Consider the following 19121-nt stretch of genomic DNA (forward strand, 5'->3'; position numbering starts at 1 on the left):
ATCAAATGTTCACTTACTTACAGGTTTCCTTAACCATTAATCGAATGAAAGTCGGGAGTTCATTTCCTGAAATGCAAGACGAATCCTCTTATTTGTTATTGCTACATAATCTACCTTTCGGCCAAAGTGATAGGAATGGTCATTTTTCTCGATGCCAATAAATTGCCGTTTTTCCATTATTGCGGCCACTAGAAAACTTCCACTACCGCACGCGTTATCCAAAACGATCTGTCCTGGTACAGTGTATGTCTGAATTAACCATCTTCCAAGGTTTACCGGCTTCTGTACTGGGTGGAATACACCTTCAGATTCAGCAGTTTTAAAAAAGATCCAATCTGTTAAACTTTCTTCTTCAAATGCGATTACATCTGTTGGAAAACGCTTGCCGTCCGTATTCAATGATCGGGAGGAGTTGAACTTGCCATATGATCCACTACCTTTGTCTTTTCTTACACCTTTATCGTAAGGTTTCGCCTGTATTTTTTGAGGGTTATATATTGACTGCTGCTGATAAAAAATGCAGATATCTTCATGCCTACGCAGTGGTTGTTTATTTGCGTTTAAGAAATTGGTTGCTTTTGATTTAATCCACACAATTTTATATTTAAACCAGTCAGGATTGCTTTCAATGAGTTTGCCTGTAAACCGTCCCTGGCCTGTTAAAGCAATGACACCGGCGGGTTTGATAATCCTGCGGTACTGATACCATAAGCTGGGCAGGTCAATACATTTGTCCCATTTATTCTCAGTAATCTCGTAAGGCAGATCGCACAAAACCATATCGATGCATTTATCTGGGAACTTAGTTAACACCTCGAGGCAATCACCCTCATACACTCTATTCATAAAATCATCTATCATTGTTCCTTGATTAAATACATTTCTTCAACTCGTCTTATACTGTCCAATAGTCCTGGTCTGGACCTCATGATACTATCAACTTTTATGCGGCCTTGAACGGTAGTGGACATGCTATCAAGCTTCAAGCGAAAAGCCCTTATTCTTTCTAGGACGATTTTGGGGACTCCATTTTCCATCCCTTTTGTTTCCCTATTTTCAATTAATGGGATGCGTAAGTGTTCACTCTTGTGAACCGTTGTTTCTTGATCTCCAAAGCCACCTAAAATGCAATAAAGGCCGGCAGCGGTCATTATGATTAGGTAAGTAAAAAATACCAGCGCTTTTGCTCTCGATGTCATTTTCTCAGTCTTCCGTGACATCCAGGAGGCCCACCAGGATTGCGTAATATGGATTCTTTTCGCCATTGCCTCATTCGCTTTATCAGCCATAGGTGTAGTCCAATTCAGGCGTTGTTTCTTTCTTCCAAATCCAAACATGTTACCTATTTTTAATGGTGAGGTCAGCGTTCTCTATAGTGTGCCATTTTTCAATAAGGAATCCATGACTGTTATTTTCACTTCTTGCCACATTCCTAAGTACCCCTTCGGTTATCAAGCTTCTAACTACTACGCTGGTAGGCCGGGTTATTTCCTGCTTTCCAAAGAAGCGAAACACGTGAGGATAGATGTTCAAATCCAGGACAATGCTATCCACAATGACGGCCTGGCTCACATTGCCACTAATTACGTTACTGTAATAGTTCTGTTCCCGTAAATTGTCGTACTCTTTTTTTGCAGTTTCATCCGCCAGATAGAGTGCTTTGTTTATATTGGATTTAATAAGTTTATCGTCCGGAGACAAGGTGAAGAAGAACTGATGGAATACCTTCACATGATCTTTAGCTTCTATCGGTATATTATCTTTCCTGTCCGATGAGTATGCTTCCAGGGCTTTACCGTTTGCTAAAACATAAATCTTACTTTGAAGAGTTTTGACGGTATCTAGTGACTTGTGTACGATAAAGCCACTCAAAAGTGTTACCCCAGTAATAAGTACCAAACTGAAAGTCTTTATGTGCTTAAAAGCAGAGTCAATATTCTTAGCTTTCCTGAACATCTTTCGACCCTCCTTTCTGTTGTTGTGAGGAATTACCTGAAAGTTTGTCGCTCATGTATGCACCTGTACCACCAATCAATCTTCCAACACTACCTGACATGCCTGATCCTGAATCTTTGCCTGTATACCCCTCATTAAAATTCTTCTTTAAATCAGCCATGTTACTAAGACCTGAGCTGATCCGTCCAGTGCCTGTATTTACCGCAGAAGAAGACATACTGGTTACTTTTTGAGCTAATGATCCGGCACCACCTGAGTTAATGATGAATCCTGCAACCGAAGGCACAGTGAAGTATCCGATAATGCCTATAATCATGAATATCAGATAACCAGTATCCGTTGAGCTAAAGAAAGTGTCACCGTTTTGCGCGACTTGGGAAATGTCCAGCCGTAGCATGTTCTCCTGTATTTTCCCGATTATTGACCCAAATATGTTGCATACCGGAAGCCATAAAAAAACGTTAAGGTATTTTGCTATCCATGTGGTTAGGGTGTGTTGAAAGCCATCAAAGACTGCTATTCCAAAGACTAAAGGCCCTAATATTGCCAATACGATAAGCTGAAATGTCCTGAGGGTATTGATACAGAGCGAGGCTGCCTCATACAACACACGTAACACTTCACTCATCCACTGTTTTACAGAATTTTTAAAACCGTAGTAGGCCTTATCCATTGCGAATGAAATATCGCTGCCTATACTCTCGAAAATATTCTCTCCAGGCGTTGGTTCGTTGTCTTTGATACCTTGCGTATAACGAAGCCATTTATCCTTGTCTCCGCTACCGTTTACGCCTACATACATTTCGTAGTGCTTGCTCCCTTTAATTTTTTCTTCTTTTATTTTTAGCAGTTCTTCAATTGCCTTATTCGAACCATCCATCATAGCAGCCGTTCCAGTTACCGTGGGCTTCATAATTCCGTTAATCAACGCTAGGATTAATCCAAAATTTAGTACACAAAACCCTAAGACAAAGGGTCGGAATAAAGGGTAAAAATCTACTGGCTCTGCATTTGCAATATGTTTCCACACTCTTGATCCGATATACCAGAGCGCGGCGAAAGCTGCTATTCCTTTACCTACGCCTATCAGACTGCCACATAAGGGTATCATCTCATCATAGAGTTGATCCAATACTGATTGCAAGCTCTTAATTCTTTCGGCAACACCTTGTGCCTTGCTTATATAGGGCAATATCATCCCCACTACGATCAATAAGACCGTTCTCATCCACTTTCCCATCTTATCTTTTTTAGTTTATGCCATAGATTCTTCTTGCTCTGGATGTCTCCTCAAACTCTTTTGCTCTTTGTATGGTGAGAATAGTTGTATTATTATTGAAGCTTCTAAGGAAGTTAAGTTTATCTTCCATGTCAGCATACAACCCATCAATAGTCTTCAGGCGTTCATCGTCGGACATTCTTAGTTTTCCTGTTGTAACCACATTTAATAATTCGTCAATATTTCTAAGACTTTCTGTAACCAGGTTCGAATACACTTTGCCGATATACTCAAGCTCAGATGGCCTCAGCATGTTTCCATTTCGAAACCGATTAAATGCTGATCTATGTTCTTTAATCAGTAATAACTGGAGTTCAACTATACCCGCCACCTTATAATATTTCTTGACTACCGGACTTGCTTCAAGTAATCCGTCTAAGAAAATCTTATGGATATTAAAGTTCCCTTCGGAAAGGTTCTTTATGGTATTATAGCCAGTACTGACTATTGTATATCCTTTTTTTAAATCAGATAAAATTTGTTTCAATTGCGATAGCTTTTCTACATTTAGTAGTAATTGCACAACTTCCGTACTTTGTGCCTTTACTTTAAATTGCCCTAATCCAATGAATAGGATCAACAGGATTATTAATTTCCTTTTCATGATTTTCTATTTTATACCATATAAAATTTTGGTGTTTGTTGCCTCTGATCGCTCCATTTTCCGACTATGAATTAAGAGTTTCACTTCACCATTGAAATGTTTGGTGAAACCGTAGACATCGGTCATGCTTTTGTGTAATTTGTCAATTCGCTGGAGTCGTTCGTCATCCTTGAGGTTTGATTGACCATCTGTTGCCACGTTAAATAGCTCATCCATTCCTCTTCCACAATCTTCTATAATCCTTTCAATCACCTGACGACAATAGTTTCGTTCAGTTTGACTTCCAGTGCCTCCGTCATCAATTATCTTTCGTGTCTGGTTATTCAATGAGATGATACTTAGCTGAAGAGATATGATATCCTTTACTCTGGAATATTTTTTAATCTCAGGATTGACATTTACCAGTGATGCAAAATAGCTGCCGTGCAACTTGAAATCTCCGTTTTTTACGTCACCAATAAATGTCAATCCATCCTTGCCAATATCATAGCCTTTTTTCAGTACACCGGCATATAGTTTCAACGCTGCTATTTGTTCTATAAGGTATTTTTTTTGAGTAGCTTTTTGTCGAAACCATTCTGCGAATGTTTGTGCCCTTACTCCTATTCCGATGGAAAGGAAAAAAAGAATCATAAATAGTTTTTTCATAATTCAAATGTTTATTGAAGTCCGTATAAATTTCTAATTTGATCAACTTCCTGTTGAGACTTGGCCCGCTGAAGACTTAGGATTCCATTTTCGGTATTGAATGCTCGCAGGTCTATATAATTCTGATTTACATTTCCTGCCGCTTCATTTATAATTTCCAACCGCTTAGCATCACTCATTTGTGTTCTAAATGAATTGATAACCAGAAATACCTGATCTATATTTTTCACGCTTTCATTTAGTATACCTGTATATACCTGTCCTATTAGTTCAATTTCTTTAACTGTGAAATGTTTGTCATTCTTCACCAGCGACCATGCCCGTCTGTACTCTTTTACAATTGCCTCCTGCTTTAATGTGATTTCCCGAATACGTTGATAGTAAGCTATAAGTGTTTTTACTTTTTTTAACTCATCGAAATACTGCTGGTATAACTCTTTTTGTTTCGTGGTCCATTCTGAAATTTCATTAAGCTTTAATTTCGACATTGTGTTCTCTATAACCTTTTGGGCGTTCTGTAGCCAAATCACCTTGTTTTGTTGCCGTTGGATTTTTAAGTCAACAGCCTTGATCACCTTTTTTACCCCAGCTTTTATAATATCAATAATTGCCAGTTGAGCATGGGCCTGGCCTTTGGGAATTAATACTCCGGTACAGGCAATCATTAACACGATTAATAACTTTTTCATCATCTTTAGTTTTAGGTCTGCAACTACTTTAATTTTCTTTTGTCCTTAACCAACGCGGCAATTCCGGCTTCAATACCTCCATAGTCCTGAGCATATTGGGCCACCTCAACACGTTCTTTTCCTTCAGTTGTAAATGCGTAATATTCTTCAGGACACAGTTCATTTCTATATACACGCTGGATTTGTCCTCCTAGGTCAATGAATATCTCGCGGTCATCTTTATTGACAGAGAGCAAGATGGTTTTACTTTTTTCTGATAACCCGAGCGCGTCCTGCAGCTTGTCAAACTTGTTGACAAACTTTCGCATGTCCATCAATATTTTGATGTCTGCATTGTTAATAATTGCGTCTTTAATCACTGGGGAGGATATCAGGTCGTCCAGTTCCTGGGTAATAACAATCGGAACACCGTTAAACTTTCTAATAGTCTTAAAAGCGTACTTCAGGAACTCCGCCATTCCAGATTTGGCTATAGCCTTCCAAGCTTCGTCAATACACAAAACCTTACGCAGCCCTTTTAACTTTCGCATCTTTGATATAAATAGCTCGACGATGATTAGTGTGACCACTGGGAAAAGGATGGGATGATCCTTAATATTGTCGAGCTCAAATACAATAAACTGTTGGGCCAGGAGATCAAGGTTTTCCGTAGCATTTAAAAGATAATCAAACTCACCCCCTTGATAATATGGCCTTAGAACGTAAAGGAAATTATCAACATCGAAGTCTCTTTCCTTTACTCGGTGCTCTTTTAATAGTGCTACATACTCCTTCTCGAGATACTCATAGAAGGTGTTAAAACATGGAAAGATCTCCGCATGGATGTTCAAAAAGGAATAATAACCACTTAAAGCATTTGACAAAGCCACGTACTCACTCCGGTTGAAATTTTCATTTTCTTGCTTCCATAAGGAAACAAGTAGAGATTTTAGGCTTTCTTTCTTTTCAGTATCGAGTTGTTGGCCATCTGGCAGGTAAAAGGGATTGAAACGGATTGGGTTGGTTTCTTCATAGGTGAAGTAATATCCTTTGAGCAGTTCACACAATCCTTTATAGCTTCCCCCGATATCAACTATCAAACAATGCGACTGTTGCCTGTATAGGGAACTTAGAATGTGATTGATCACCATCGATTTTCCCGCACCACTACTGCCGCAACATAAAACTCCCATATTCGAGGTTACTCCTGCAGCCCGTGGAGCATCAAACATGTCAACGTATACGGGAACAGAAGACAACCGGTCACAGAACCGGATACCCTGGGATGGAAGTACACTTTTTGCCGCCCCTTCGAGATTCAGAAAGCAAGATGCCTGCTCCAAAAAGGTATCAAAGGTGTCATTAATGGGAAAATCAGCGGCATTTCCAGGGATTCCAGCCCAAAATATTTGTGCTGCCCCCGCCGTCTCTTCTTTCGCAACCGCATCTATAATAGCAAAGGCTGAACTGACCTGGTTTTTAATCTCCTTCAGCTTTTCGTTGTCATCGGACCAGACAAGCACATTAAAATGGGCTTTGACGGCAAGACGTTGCATGCCTATTGCTTCGTTCAGAAAGTCATTAACCGAATCCCTCGATATCGTATTTTCTCTGCTATATGCGGAAAGGGACTGCAGGCGAAGTTTCTTGCTTTCCAACTTCTTCAACGTAGCTCTGTCGTCCTCAATAAAGATGTATTGATTGTAAATGTGATTACAGGGCAATAGCTGCCCGATAGAACTGGCAAAACCCATACTGAATTTTGTTCTGTCAGTGCTGTATTTATCGTAATTGATTCTGCTTCCACAAAGCCCTGGCAAATCAGCAACATCAGCTAGGGTATATAATTGGCAGTGTTGGTTTCCAATTTTAATTCCGGAGCCGAACTCCATATCCCGAATCATAAACTCGTCCTGCTCATCCAACAGGTAACAATATCTTTCCACGACCCCGGCCTTATCCTTGAAGCTGCCTAGTTCATCGTCAGTCAGCCTCTGCAATTTTAGAAAACCACTATCCTCCATGATCTTCTTAAACTGTCCGCAGCAATCAAGGAATTTCTGAAGCAGGTCGGTATTGATGGTCTGCTCAGGTACGATGGTTTTCCTGATCAGGTTTGAGAACATTGAGCTGCTAAGTTTACGTCCTTCCGGTTTCTTAGTTATAAAGATGTAGCAGCGATGCTTAACATACGGGCGATCTTTAAAATGTCTGGCGGAAGATTGACCAAGAAAATCTCCAGCGGGTACTTCTTGAGTGTTGTAAAAACATTTGGTTATCCAATCCTGCTTATGAAATACTGAAAATTTAGGGAGCAGTCTTATGGCGCGTACCCAGGCCTGGTGAAACGCCTCATATTCTACATCAGAAAGTGAGAATATCTCAGGCAATTCCACGCTATAGCCAATTGTAATGTCACCCTGGTCACTTAATATACTATCGTTTTCAATGCCCATAATAGGCACTAAATCATCTATCCACTTATCCATCTCACTATCCTTTAAATGATTTACTATCTTAATTTCAATCCTAAATTCCTTTGCCTTTTCTTCTACGGGTCTTCTTGGCGGCCTGTTGTTGCATCTCCCTAATTTTCAATTTTGATTTATTATGTTCGATCAGCTCGGGGTAGATTGTTTTTTCCCAGGGAATGACTGTTGCTTGCAAGTCTGGCTTGATTGGGTATAGCCTGACAAAATTCTTAATGTCGTGATCTCTTAGTTTGGCGTAGCCTACAGGATCAATAAACCTATCTATCGGAAATTCAATACAGATTACATCTTTAGGTAAGGAGGTAATTTTATCCCGATCAATTCTTATTACCCTGTGGCGCTTGGTATCATACAACCCATGGTAAATGCCATCGTGTTTTAATTTGGTGAATTCATCAAGTCGAAGGTTGATACAAAAGTCTTCGGTATGACTTAGTTGCCTTCCAAAAAGATGAACATAGTAACTCTCCTTTCCAATGTTCATTACAGGCTGCCGTCCGGCCATCCGAAGGTCGAATAGCTTTTTATCGACAATCAGATCAAAATCCTCCATCTGCTTTACCTTCTCTAAAGGGACATTGTACTTAAGTGCCATCCCTTCTGGATTAAGTTTTGTTAGATGGGGCACCTTTATTTTCAGGATATTGTTCCAGTCCGAATCAAAACCTTGTCGAACATTCTTGAATACCTTGTCATAGTCCAAAAGATAATGATCGTCTTTATAAACCATGTCCCTAAACGAGATTGAATTTTCGGGATTGGTTACCTGCCTGAGTTCATTCTTTATTACATCCACATAGAAAGCCGTATCATGAATTTTATAGGTAGGTTCTAAACCTTGTCCATGTCTATTTGCCGCTTTAATGTGTTCTTGTCTATATACCTCACTCAAAATCAAAGAATTTGAAATTTTTGCATTCAGTTCTTTAATATCGGAGACAACAGGATTGTCTGGGCACTGACGGTCAATAAACAAATCCCAAACCTCTTGGATAGATTTATCCTTAATGTCCTCGGGTATTTCCAGTTTAGCAATGTATGATGGAAATGGGTCGGCTAATTCATACTTAATTTCATACGGCACATTACCGACCAAATCAAAGAACAGCACATCCTCATCGAAAATATATCTGGCAATAAAATCATCAATGTTGATGTTTTCCAGTTCACGATTTATCGATATCAACTTTTCTTCCAACTTGTTGACCGTATAATGTTCACCATTTAGCCGGATAATACATTCTCCATCCTCTAGGGCAAATCCCGCAGTTAGGAAACCATAGATGTAATCATAGTCATTTTCTGCTAATGGTCTAAACCCATACTTTTGTTCCATTCCCAGAAAATCCAAATCTTTTAACAAGGGCACTTTTACATGGACTAGATCATTGTTGTTCTCACCTGTCGCCACATTCTTGTTTACCTTATCATATGAAAGGTCATAATGATTTCCTTTATATTTCATCGCTTCTAAAGGAATCCTGTTCGTAGTATTCTTTTGTTCGATAAATTCCCCTGCATTGATATCAACAATAAACGTTGTTCCCTCAATTTCGTAGGTTGGCAGTGTCCTTTCCATATTTTCCTCCTTTCATTTTCACGAATCTTTTTCTACTATTACTTTTGACCACTTTTGGAACACTTCTCTGAGCGAACCTTTTCATCATGCCATGTTCCCCGTACTTGTTGCTCATGGCATACACCTTTTGAAAAAGCACAGCCCCTAATCCGCCGATAATTACCACACAGATAATCTGATTAATTCCCAGTACATATAAAAAGCCAAATACCAAAAGCAATATGAGAATACCAATACCCAGATACCAGATGTACTGTGCCTTTAAGCCTTTAAATTCAATACTCTTATTTATGCCTTTGTTGATTTCATAAACACTGTTTGCCATTTTACGTCCTCCTTCCTTTTTTATTTTTACGTTTTATTGCAGAATAAACTTTATGTTTTCTCTCGATAGCGATATCCTGCTTTGTTTTTATCCTTGTATAGATCTGTACAAACTCCTTGACAGGCGGTAGCTCTGCAAATACGATGTGTTCCGGTAGCGACTTTGGCGGGTCAAATGGATTTATGAGAAAGGCACTATTCTTGGAGCGTTTATCATAATAGATCCCATGCTTGTCATGGCTAACCACATCGTTAAAAGGGATAATGTTCCATCTGTTTTCAACCTCCCTAAATCCTTTCCGCTCTGGATCGATATAGAATAAGGTGTCATGAATTTTTACTGTCGGTAACTCACCGGGATAATACTCTTCCCACTTGATCAAGCCCCCTTCCAACATGATATTCATTCCGTCTGGGTCTAATTGTGATACAGGTCTTAACCAGACATATTGTAGGTTTTCAGATTCAGGCGCCTCACTCCAGTTTCCCTCATAGGGTCTGCAGGTACTTTTATCGAATAGCATTTCTAAATGATTATCATGAATAATCATATCGAAAATTGAGAATTGATTTTCTGAATTTTCAACTTGGATAAATTCACCTGTGATGGAGTTTGCTAAAAATTTTGTTCCTGCAATGTCTGTCTGTGGTAGTGTTCTCTTTTCCAAATTCTTTATCATGAGTTCTACTTTTTTTATTTAAACTGCGTAAATGATCTTATCTCCTTAGCCGGCGTCCCTGCCTCTTGGGTGTATCCACAAGAACTGAGGGCTTTTGACTATATGGAAGCAGCGTTAACACTTCTGCTTTTCCTTGCTTTACGATCACTGTATCTCCTGTTTCAAGTGGCGACAACAGTTCGGGTAAAGCAATTCGCTCCTCTATCTGCTTCATCTTAATTCCCTCTGTTATTTGCCGCTCTAGTCTAATCAGCTCTGCTTTTTTTAGCTGAAGCTCATCCTCCTTACTAAATGCCTTTTCTGCTATACGTTTCAACTCAGGAATGTTTTTGTTAGCCTCGTTCAATTTTTTTTGATATTGATCCCTGATGGAGGACACCCGGTCTATTGCATAAAGAAAATGTCTTGATGTATAATGTGGATTATCCAGGGTCGGATGGCCATTGTTAATGGTGTGCCGTATACCGCTGTCTTTCCTTTCCGCATAAAAGGTGTTATAATATCGGTACTCATATCTCCCGTTGTTATAAAATTCATCCCGTTTTTGTTGAATCATTAGATTGAAGCCATATAGAGTTCCTATTTTTTGTTCCTTTTGGTCCGCAGGTGGGACCCAACTCTTATACAGGCTGATGATATGGTTTCCCAGTTCTTCACTGTCACCGGAAGTAAAACCAATTAATTGCACAGGGTTCAATTTTTTTCCATCCTCATTATAAGCCAACACTTTTTTATAATGTTCCTCATCAGAATTTAAACTTGACAGAATAGCAGAGTCTTCGACCACCACTTTCTGGAGGTATTCCAGTTCCAACCGGGTTCGGCTCATTTCTCTTTGATGCGCCACCTTAAGACTTTCCAGTACAGTTACCTGTTTCTCGACTTTGGTTTTCTCCAGTAGAGATGTGTCTCCAGATAAGATTGCGATATATTCGCTGAAGTTCATGCCACTTTGTTCATCCAATGCCCCTTCATCCAGGCTACGTACCTGCAATTCGTTGTTTTTCATCTGTGAAATGAAAAGCTGCTTATTCTTTAAAAGATTGAATTTGTAATTGTCAAGCGATTGCTCAACAGCGTAGATGAAATTCCTGACCTTATTACCAAAGATTAACTTAGCTAACCAGTTTCCTTGCCTGGCACCTCTTCCATTACGTTGATCCAGTTCACTTGGTTTCCATGGAATATCCAGATGATGCATCGCCACAATTCGTTCCTGAACATTCAAACCAGTTCCGGCCTTTTCAGTGCTACCAATTAAAACTCTTATTTCACCGGCGTTCATCTTATGAAACAGGTTCCTTCGACGATCACCTTCCCACTGTCTGTCATGGATAAACGTAATTTCCTCCAAACGGACATTATACTCTGAAACCAACTTATCCCTTAAGGCATCGTAAACGTTGAACCCTTCTGGTTTTGGTGTACCCAGGTCGCAGAAAATGATTTGAGTGCCTTTGTGTTCTGCCGAATTAAGGTAAACCTCGGCTACATTCCTTGCGCAAACGCTTATCTTATTACCGTGATGATCACCATATACTTGTTCATCGACAAGACGCATATCCACCGCCATCTTTTTAGCATAATTGGTGGCGATCAACATTTTTGCTTTTTCCTCTCCTTCAGAAAGCGGCGGTCTACCGAGTATCCTTGCATCACCATATTTTGCAAACAGCATTAGTTTCTGGATAAAAACTTCCTGATCAGGTGTTGGCTTGATATTTACCAAAATCTCTTCTATACCAGGTTTATCAAGGGCTATGTGAGCTGCTGTTTTGTAGTCCGCAATTTCATTTAGGAAGACGGCCAACTCCGGAACTTTTATAAAATGCCTGAAACGTTCTTTTGCGATTATCTGGTTAGTAACAGAGAATTCGAAGTCCGTCGTTTTCCTCGCAAAAACGGCAGCCCAGCCGTCAAAATTCTCAATCCGCTGACGGGCCAACTCTCCTGGCCGCAGGTATTTGAATATGAGGTACAGTTCAGTCAGGCTATTGGAAATCGGTGTCCCCGAAAGAAAAGTCACGCACAGGTCCGAATCGAATTTCTCCTGGAGCGTCCTTATTGCAAATAGCATATTGAGTGCTTTTTGGCTTCCAGTAGCATTTCCCAGGCCTGCAACCCGGTTATGACGGGTGGTAAAAGTTAGATTCTTGAACTTATGAGATTCATCTATAAAAAGATGATCAACACCAGTATCCAGAAAGGAAATGCCTATGTCCTTACGTTCTTCTATATTCCGCTCTACGGATTTCAATCGGCTGACAAGATTCTTTTTTCGGATTTCCAGTCCCTTCAGCGCCTGTTTACTTAGCTCACCGCCTTGCTGTTTCAGGGTTTCAAGATCTCGGTCAACATTATCTAATTCGTCGGAGATGATCTTATGCTGAATTCCTAATGACTGCGGAATCTTTTCAAATTGATCGTGAGTGAGGATAACACAGTCCCAGTTATTATTTTTAAGTTCATGAAGAATACGAGTTCGCCTTTGGGGAGTAAAATCCTTCTGGCCCGGAGCAAGTATCCTTGCTTTTGGATAAGCTTTACGGTAGGTCTCAACAACCTGGAGTACATTGGCTTTTAAAGCGAGGATCATTGGTTTGTTGCATACCGACAGCCTTTTCATTTCCTGGGCAGCAACAATCATCGTCAACGTTTTACCCAGCCCAACCTCATGGTCTATCAAGCCGCCCCTATTTTGAATCAGTCTCCACGCAGCGTTACTCTGAGAGCTATACAATCCCGGAATATTAAGAGATACCAAATCAAGTCCTGGAAATGTTTGATGGCTACCATCATATTCCCTAAGCCGATAGCAATTAAATGTTTCGTTATAAAGCCGCTCCAGGAACCTTTTGTCGCCCTCATCAATCCCCTCTAACCAATTAATAAAGCCTTGTCTTATATTGTCTATCTTTTCATGAGCGAGTTGCGTTGCTTCTACATCAGGTATTCGTTTAGTGGTTTCCCCATCTTTAATGGTAATGGTAAAGAATGGACTTGTATTTTCCAGTGCATGCTCTAATATGGTGTAACCATACATTGGATGGCCTTCCTTTGGTCTGATTGCATATTCCTGGGTAACCTTTGTACTCTTTTTATCCACGTCCACCTTGAAGCTGTCCACTGATCGCAGGTAAAAGACTTTAGTTTCCGAACCAAATAATTCTGTGGCATACCTGCAATAGAATTCTTCAGGAATCCAGCGTTCTCCAAGATTAAAATCTAATAATTCAAAAGGAACATATTCAGGCTGTACCTTTTCAATAGCTTCAAGACTACGTTTATGATGATAGCTGTCAGGATTGCTATCCAGTCCATAAATGGCCTGTTGAAGCTTTTCAATAACATTCCCGCTTAAATACTGATCTCTGGTTTCCCATTTTCCTGATTGAGGATTGAGGTAGACATGCTCTCCTAACATCTCTATGGCTTCGTTTGCGCTAACTGAAATAGCCGAAGCGATTTGTTCTATATCTACCTTTCCTTTGGAGTTAAGACAATGTGCAAGGGCTTCTACCGGGTCAGAAGTAGAGAAAGCCATTGCTGCCTTATTTAGGTTGGTATGGAATATGTCTGAGCGTACAAAACTATTGCCCTCCCTCCTTTCTAGCGAAGACAGCAAGACTACCCCAGAGGCTTCATCGACAAGAATAAGTTTCTTGTTGTGTGGAGCATTGATAAGACCATAACTCGTGACAAACTCGTCATATTTCCTATTGAGCTGCTCCCTCAACTGGTGATAGCTCATTCGCATTTCGTCGGAACTTTCCTTGTCGAAGAGTTCAAAATAGTTATCTCTTAAGGCGATTAATGACTTATAAAAGCGCAGCTCCTTCGGGTTGTCAAGAGAAATATAATCAGCCTTGCCGGCTTTTTTATCGATCACTGTCAATCTGCAAACTTGCTCGTTATGGATGACCAGTGATCCGGTTTTATGGAATGAAGTAATTCGATCAAATTTATTGTGTACCGGTGCCTGAACACTATTCAATTGTGTTTTAAAAAAGTGTTCTAAGGTCTGATCTCCCTGGTAGATGAAATCATAAGCATATCCTTTAAGGACATCAGACAACAGGTTCACCTCTTTGCTTAAAAGCGAGGCGTTCAACCACTTGGCAGGGGTCTTAACTTCAGCAAGATTTGAACACAGTTTGTAAACATAAAAACTGCCTTTTTTTGCCTTTGCAGTGATCAGTACAATGCTGTCATGAGTTTTGCGCTCTTGTGTTTTAATTGTTGAAATAATCCTGGCAGAAGGTCTGTGAACTATCTTTTCATCGCCATCTGTAATGTAAGCACCTGCTTTTGTTTGGATCTCTGCCGGAACCACATCAAACAATCCCAGTTGAAATGTTGCTTGCGGAGTTTCGGTTATTGGGACTTCTAAGAAAGTAAGAGTCTTTGTTCCAGCAGAGGCATTGGGGTGTTTCTTTCCATGAGAAGGGTAAAGACCAGGTCGTAAGTTTTTGGAGAAATCGAAACTTAATTTCTCCTTAAGCAACGCCTTTAATTCGTCAAAAGGTCCGTTATGGTAAACCACTTCATGTGCTTTTCCATATTGATTGGTTCCTGGTCGGGTTTCTCCAATTATAGAATAAACATTGTTTTCATTTACCAGATAGTGATTCCTGCTATATTGGCCGTATTCATTCTGCAAATTGCTTGTTTCGATTAAGTCCCTTTCTTCCGGGCTTAAAGTGGATTTCCCATTATTTTTCTGTACAATCAGCAAATGGCTTGGTGCCTGCGTTCCACCGGTGTCATACATAAGTTGATCAGGCATGACCGCCAAGCTGATAAAGTCGGCATGATTAAACAGGTATTCCCTGGCTGCCCTGTTTGAAGGGCTATTTAAAAAGCCATCAGTGGTTAGGTACACGATAAGTCCACCATCTTCAAGTTTGTCAAGTCCTTTTACAAAAAAATAATTGTGAATCTTGCCAGATAAGTCCGCATTGCGGATTTCAGGATCAAATACAGAGAAGTCGCCAAAAGGAATGTTGCTTATCACCAGGTCATAAGTTCCATTATCATCATTGGGTGTTTCTTCAAACCCGCAATGATGAACTTCCGTTTGAATAAGAAGATTTTTTGCAATTGCATCAAGGACTCTTGCTGTTACCAAGTCCTTTTCAACTGAAGTAATATGTTGCACAGAAAGCAATTGATCTACTGCCTGAGTAATGAAAACGCCTGCCCCTGCACTAGGTTCATAGATTCGTGAAGGTTGAAGAAGGTTCTCCTGCAGAACCTCATAGATTGCCTGCGGTATAATCTCCGGGGTGTAAAACGCAGTCAGAACACTACTTTTTAATGAAGCAATTACTTCTTTATATGCTACAGGACTGAACTTCTCTTCAAGAATCAAATGCAGATGCATTATGTCATCATACAAACGAAGGTCATTTTCCTTTGCACCACTATCAATCCAGCTTTCCTTGCTGCCTTTGTCAAACAGAATAGCTTTTATGCCTCCGAAGCCTGCATACTTCTTTAGGCTTTCCAGATTAGCATCGGTAAGAGTGGTGCCTGCATCATGAGCTAAAGCAATTTGGATTGCCGTTATATTGTCCCGTAACTTATGTAGAGCGTTATATGCCATTTCTCAGTTTCTTTTTCACAGCTCTTAAATCGGTTAATTGAGGTAATCATGGATAGCGGCGATGATGGCATACCGCATAAAGCGGTTGTCTTCATTCTCAACACTAAAGGAGAAAGCTTCAAATGTTTCCTTGCAACTGATCACGAGGTTTATCGTTTCGTATGTCAGTACGCCTAAATCCACCCACTGCTGATAATATTCTGAGAATTCCGTTTCGAGCACAGTCTGCAGATAGTTGAATCTTGATGGCTTCAGTTCAGCCGTCATCTCGTTTAAGCTGAGTTCTTCGATAATATATCCAGGCTTTCCCTGTTCCAAAAGATTAAGGATTATGGGCATCACCTTGCTAACCTTATCCTCCAGATAATTTGTTACTGAAAAATCCGAATGCAGTTCCGCCATTAATTCCGGATTGTTCAGTGTGATATAGGCTTGTAGCCTCTCCTTCAATAATTGTTGCATAACCTTAATTTTGGATTAGTCTTTTAGCGGGATATTCCCTTGCGTTTTTTTTGCTCTGTAGGTGCTTTTGATTTGCGAAACGTAATCAGCGATCCTATAATATCGGTGCGCTTTTCTTTGATATAATAATCGTCTTGTTTTCCTTGCCTTCTCGCTAAGCCTACCGGGTCCAGATCTTTTAAGGGTGGAACAATAATTAACTGAACATGCCCAGGAAGATCCACTCCCTCCACATTTTCCAGAAATCTGTTTTTGGTTATGGTGTCATAAAGCAATATGCTAAACCCGTATTCCTCCTTTACATCACCAAGACTTATCCTGTTATGGGGATTGTCTGCTTGCCGAAACTCGTGGTTCAGCAGATCAACTAGGAATTCCGAGGCTCCAAGCAAGTACCTGGGTAACTCTCTATTCTGCCGCTGTTCATCTATTTCAGCGCGGTATCCCATATACTTCTCCATTTTGAGATGATTAGGATACAGCAAAAAACGCCGTAATAATACTTGCTACAACAACAAGGAAAATGCAACTCCCGAACCATGCGCTTGCGACTTTCGATGTATCCTGATCGCCTGAATTCCATTTCTGATAAACCTTTACGGCCCCAATTAATCCAACGAGTGCGCCAACCGCATACATAAGCTTTACACCCGATTTAAAATATCCTCTTACCTGTGTATCTGCTGCCTGTATGCCGGTATTTCCATCTTGGGCAAGAGCATAAACACTAATCATGATCATTAGCAAGGTCAAAATGCCTGCTTTGTTATTTTGGGAGAATCTCTTCCATCCCATCTTCTTCACATTTCCCATCTTCACAATATTTTATCTCCTTCACAATGCTTTTCCTTAAAAAATACCGGTAGGCGTGGCGCTCCCATCACCTTATCAACCACGCTTGCCACGCCTCCGGTATTCTATTTTGTTTTCCCTGGCCCTCCTGCCAGTCAAGGCAGGAGGCGGGGAAATCTGTCGCGGGCGGTCTTAAATTGAACCAAAACCAACCTTTAGAGCCACCGGCGACAATTTTGTAGCGGGGCAACCTCCACTACTCACGTTCATCTCCCTTATTCAAATCCTGGCTGCCCCGCATATCTTTTTGGCTATTGCCTTATGCTCCGTTCCACAATACGCCCCCGGTAATTCAGGTAGAAATGAAAATTGAAATGCTCCAGCAGTATTTCCGAGAATATTGGTGAGCCTACCCATTTAAGTGTTTTTTCAAAGTTGTTCTCCGCATATTTAGTAAAGCCAGGCCATGTCGGCGAGGTTGAAGAAGTAAAAGGATAAGGGGCAATTCCCGCCTGTGCTGCATATCCTTTCACGCAAGCCTCCATGGTCATTTGATCTGCATAGGTAACAGACTGCCAGCCTGCGAACCTGGTATGTTTCCACATCTTCATCCGCACTCCTGTACTGGCGTAGAATATATATCCGACTCTCCAACGGTGATAGTTCAGTTTAACCGTTCTTCCATTGTGCTCAGGAAATGTATCTCCATTGTCTCCTGCATAGATATCGCCTCCGCTCTGTCCCCAAAAATTGGGCATCGATGGGCCTGATGTAGCGCAGATACTTAATCTTATCGGCCCGATATGTTCATTGCCTTGTTCTGGCCAACGGATAAACGGGATTTTAAGAAATGAGGTAAAGTGCAGCTTGCTCCCTTTGATATGAGCGGGGTGAACGTTATTCAATAACTCTTTAATACCTTTTACCGGAATTGCATATGCCTCTCCTTTTTCATTCCCAGGTTTAAAGCTGTAAACCGTATCTGCAATCTGGATAAATCCATCCTTACTGAGAACAGTGGCAAACCAGGAATCAGGACAATCCAGGAGCTGATTCGTTTTTATCAGTGAGTCAACTGTCGGCGCTTTCCTGTGTTCCGAAGTGTCAGCATCAATCTCTTCATATGTTTTGCGCAGTGAGCTAAAGCCCTTTTGGTTGTAGCCAGATTCCCATCCGGATAACTTTGCGGGTTCCTGAAACTTTTCATGCAGTATATTCATTGTGTTATTAAAGCTTTCAATTGATGAAAACTTAAGCCAGCCATTGGAAACACCCAGGCCCTCTTTGGTGAGTATTTGTCCATGGACAGAGTTGCCGCTTCCAAGATCAAGAGATGGACTCATCTCGCCAGAACGCTTACAGGCGTAAAGAAGCCCGATAGCCACGCCAACCACTGCCAGCATTGTTAGATAATTTTTTCTTTTCATAATGATTTAAAAATTGGGTTTATAAGTACTCTTTTTTATTACAGGTTCGGATCATTTCCTGTCTTTAGCTTTAGCTGATTAGCCTGTCCCATGCAGCTTCCAATTCATCCTTGGTAAAGGATATTTCGCAAATTGTCTCCGCATTTTGAATGATGAAATTGGTGATCGCAATCCGGTAGGCGGGCTGGCGTAACCCGCCGTAGTGTGTCAGTCTGTTACAGAGTTGATCTAACAGCTCATCCTTGCTGACCTCAGTGCCCGCCTTTTCCAGAATGCTGTGGCGTATATCATTTACCAGTTCTTCCAATTCATCGAAAGATGAAAAACCGGTAATTACTTCATCCTCATTTTCGTAATTTTGCCCCTGGCGCTTTCTGATCATTTTAATGATAGATTCCCTGTGTAAGAATCCAATGAACAGATAGTAGATGATGATCGCTATAAGTACGACGGTGAGATAAGTCTTCCAGGTAATTTGTTCCAACATTGCTTTTTCGTTTTAAGGTTTGTAATCGGGGATATTCATTCCCTTTGTCTTCGATAGCAAAATTGCAATGACCTGGAAGTCTTTATTCACAAGATGTCCCAAGCTTGGGAAGATTTAT

Annotated in this window: 17 protein-coding genes; all 17 read right to left on the bottom strand. The window is 40.6% G+C overall.

The genetic code is table 11. The annotated features are described in order from the left end of the window. Positions 1–36 precede the first annotated feature (36 nt). Positions 37–861: a DNA-methyltransferase gene (locus B0I18_RS17590; RefSeq protein ID WP_106524048.1), complete on the bottom strand. Its 825-nt coding sequence runs from the start codon at positions 859–861 to the stop codon at positions 37–39. Beyond that, on the bottom strand, positions 858–1337 hold the full coding sequence (locus B0I18_RS17595; RefSeq protein WP_106524049.1) for a hypothetical protein: 480 nt from the start codon (positions 1335–1337) through the stop codon (positions 858–860). The genes B0I18_RS17590 and B0I18_RS17595 overlap by 4 nt, the downstream gene beginning before the upstream one ends. Before the next feature lies 1 nt (position 1338). Further along, positions 1339–1956 (bottom strand): conjugative transposon protein TraK, encoded by a 618-nt coding sequence (gene traK / locus B0I18_RS17600; RefSeq protein ID WP_106524050.1) that lies wholly within the window; start codon positions 1954–1956, stop codon positions 1339–1341. Beyond that, positions 1940–3196, bottom strand: a complete 1257-nt coding sequence (gene traJ, locus B0I18_RS17605) for a conjugative transposon protein TraJ (protein WP_106524051.1) — start codon at positions 3194–3196, stop codon at positions 1940–1942. The genes traK and traJ overlap by 17 nt, the downstream gene beginning before the upstream one ends. A gap of 10 nt (positions 3197–3206) precedes the next feature. After that, positions 3207–3839 (bottom strand): hypothetical protein, encoded by a 633-nt coding sequence (locus tag B0I18_RS17610; RefSeq protein WP_106524052.1) that lies wholly within the window; start codon positions 3837–3839, stop codon positions 3207–3209. A gap of 6 nt (positions 3840–3845) precedes the next feature. Next, entirely contained in the window at positions 3846–4487 is a 642-nt protein-coding gene (locus B0I18_RS17615; protein ID WP_106524053.1) for a hypothetical protein, read from the bottom strand. An 11-nt stretch (positions 4488–4498) separates the two neighbouring features. After that, complete coding sequence (locus B0I18_RS17620) at positions 4499–5176, bottom strand: conjugal transfer protein TraI (protein ID WP_106524151.1); 678 nt, start codon at positions 5174–5176, stop codon at positions 4499–4501. Between the two features lie 23 nt (positions 5177–5199). Continuing rightward, a complete protein-coding gene (locus B0I18_RS17625) occupies positions 5200–7644 on the bottom strand; it encodes a TraG family conjugative transposon ATPase (protein WP_106524054.1) in 2445 nt (814 codons plus the stop codon). 40 nt (positions 7645–7684) lie between these two features. Next, entirely contained in the window at positions 7685–9226 is a 1542-nt protein-coding gene (locus B0I18_RS17630) for a hypothetical protein (protein ID WP_106524055.1), read from the bottom strand. Then, positions 9195–9551, bottom strand: coding sequence for a DUF4133 domain-containing protein (locus B0I18_RS17635; protein WP_106524056.1), 357 nt, complete (start codon positions 9549–9551; stop codon positions 9195–9197). The genes B0I18_RS17630 and B0I18_RS17635 overlap by 32 nt, the downstream gene beginning before the upstream one ends. Position 9552: 1 nt before the next feature. Next, on the bottom strand, positions 9553–10230 hold the full coding sequence (locus tag B0I18_RS17640; RefSeq protein WP_106524057.1) for a hypothetical protein: 678 nt from the start codon (positions 10228–10230) through the stop codon (positions 9553–9555). Positions 10231–10267: 37 nt separating this feature from the next. Beyond that, the gene (locus tag B0I18_RS17645; RefSeq protein WP_106524058.1) at positions 10268–15835 is read right to left on the bottom strand and encodes a helicase-related protein; all 5568 of its coding nucleotides are present in this window, start codon (positions 15833–15835) and stop codon (positions 10268–10270) included. Positions 15836–15868: 33 nt separating this feature from the next. Further along, the gene (locus B0I18_RS17650) at positions 15869–16297 is read right to left on the bottom strand and encodes a hypothetical protein (protein ID WP_106524059.1); all 429 of its coding nucleotides are present in this window, start codon (positions 16295–16297) and stop codon (positions 15869–15871) included. A gap of 23 nt (positions 16298–16320) precedes the next feature. Next, positions 16321–16758, bottom strand: a complete 438-nt coding sequence (locus B0I18_RS17655) for a hypothetical protein (protein ID WP_146146791.1) — start codon at positions 16756–16758, stop codon at positions 16321–16323. Between the two features lie 10 nt (positions 16759–16768). Continuing rightward, entirely contained in the window at positions 16769–17110 is a 342-nt protein-coding gene (locus tag B0I18_RS17660; protein ID WP_106524061.1) for a DUF4134 domain-containing protein, read from the bottom strand. Positions 17111–17400: 290 nt separating this feature from the next. Beyond that, the gene (locus B0I18_RS17665; RefSeq protein ID WP_106524062.1) at positions 17401–18516 is read right to left on the bottom strand and encodes a hypothetical protein; all 1116 of its coding nucleotides are present in this window, start codon (positions 18514–18516) and stop codon (positions 17401–17403) included. A gap of 70 nt (positions 18517–18586) precedes the next feature. Continuing rightward, positions 18587–19003: a hypothetical protein gene (locus B0I18_RS17670; protein WP_106524063.1), complete on the bottom strand. Its 417-nt coding sequence runs from the start codon at positions 19001–19003 to the stop codon at positions 18587–18589. Positions 19004–19121 lie beyond the last annotated feature (118 nt).

The organism is Taibaiella chishuiensis (assembly GCF_003014535.1).
Classification (GTDB): domain Bacteria; phylum Bacteroidota; class Bacteroidia; order Chitinophagales; family Chitinophagaceae; genus Taibaiella; species Taibaiella chishuiensis.

What these genes read in the sequence shown, in the direction of transcription:
- B0I18_RS17590 (WP_106524048.1), bottom strand. Translation starts at nt 861, where the DNA reads ATGATAGATGATTTTATGAATAGAGTGTATGAGGGTGATTGCCTCGAG.
- B0I18_RS17595 (WP_106524049.1), bottom strand. Translation starts at nt 1,337, where the DNA reads ATGTTTGGATTTGGAAGAAAGAAACAACGCCTGAATTGGACTACACCT.
- traK (WP_106524050.1), bottom strand. Translation starts at nt 1,956, where the DNA reads ATGTTCAGGAAAGCTAAGAATATTGACTCTGCTTTTAAGCACATAAAG.
- traJ (WP_106524051.1), bottom strand. Translation starts at nt 3,196, where the DNA reads ATGGGAAAGTGGATGAGAACGGTCTTATTGATCGTAGTGGGGATGATA.
- B0I18_RS17610 (WP_106524052.1), bottom strand. Translation starts at nt 3,839, where the DNA reads ATGAAAAGGAAATTAATAATCCTGTTGATCCTATTCATTGGATTAGGG.
- B0I18_RS17615 (WP_106524053.1), bottom strand. Translation starts at nt 4,487, where the DNA reads ATGAAAAAACTATTTATGATTCTTTTTTTCCTTTCCATCGGAATAGGA.
- B0I18_RS17620 (WP_106524151.1), bottom strand. Translation starts at nt 5,176, where the DNA reads ATGAAAAAGTTATTAATCGTGTTAATGATTGCCTGTACCGGAGTATTA.
- B0I18_RS17625 (WP_106524054.1), bottom strand. Translation starts at nt 7,644, where the DNA reads ATGGATAAGTGGATAGATGATTTAGTGCCTATTATGGGCATTGAAAAC.
- B0I18_RS17630 (WP_106524055.1), bottom strand. Translation starts at nt 9,226, where the DNA reads ATGGAAAGGACACTGCCAACCTACGAAATTGAGGGAACAACGTTTATT.
- B0I18_RS17635 (WP_106524056.1), bottom strand. Translation starts at nt 9,551, where the DNA reads ATGGCAAACAGTGTTTATGAAATCAACAAAGGCATAAATAAGAGTATT.
- B0I18_RS17640 (WP_106524057.1), bottom strand. Translation starts at nt 10,230, where the DNA reads ATGATAAAGAATTTGGAAAAGAGAACACTACCACAGACAGACATTGCA.
- B0I18_RS17645 (WP_106524058.1), bottom strand. Translation starts at nt 15,835, where the DNA reads ATGGCATATAACGCTCTACATAAGTTACGGGACAATATAACGGCAATC.
- B0I18_RS17650 (WP_106524059.1), bottom strand. Translation starts at nt 16,297, where the DNA reads ATGCAACAATTATTGAAGGAGAGGCTACAAGCCTATATCACACTGAAC.
- B0I18_RS17655 (WP_146146791.1), bottom strand. Translation starts at nt 16,758, where the DNA reads ATGGAGAAGTATATGGGATACCGCGCTGAAATAGATGAACAGCGGCAG.
- B0I18_RS17660 (WP_106524061.1), bottom strand. Translation starts at nt 17,110, where the DNA reads ATGGGAAATGTGAAGAAGATGGGATGGAAGAGATTCTCCCAAAATAAC.
- B0I18_RS17665 (WP_106524062.1), bottom strand. Translation starts at nt 18,516, where the DNA reads ATGAAAAGAAAAAATTATCTAACAATGCTGGCAGTGGTTGGCGTGGCT.
- B0I18_RS17670 (WP_106524063.1), bottom strand. Translation starts at nt 19,003, where the DNA reads ATGTTGGAACAAATTACCTGGAAGACTTATCTCACCGTCGTACTTATA.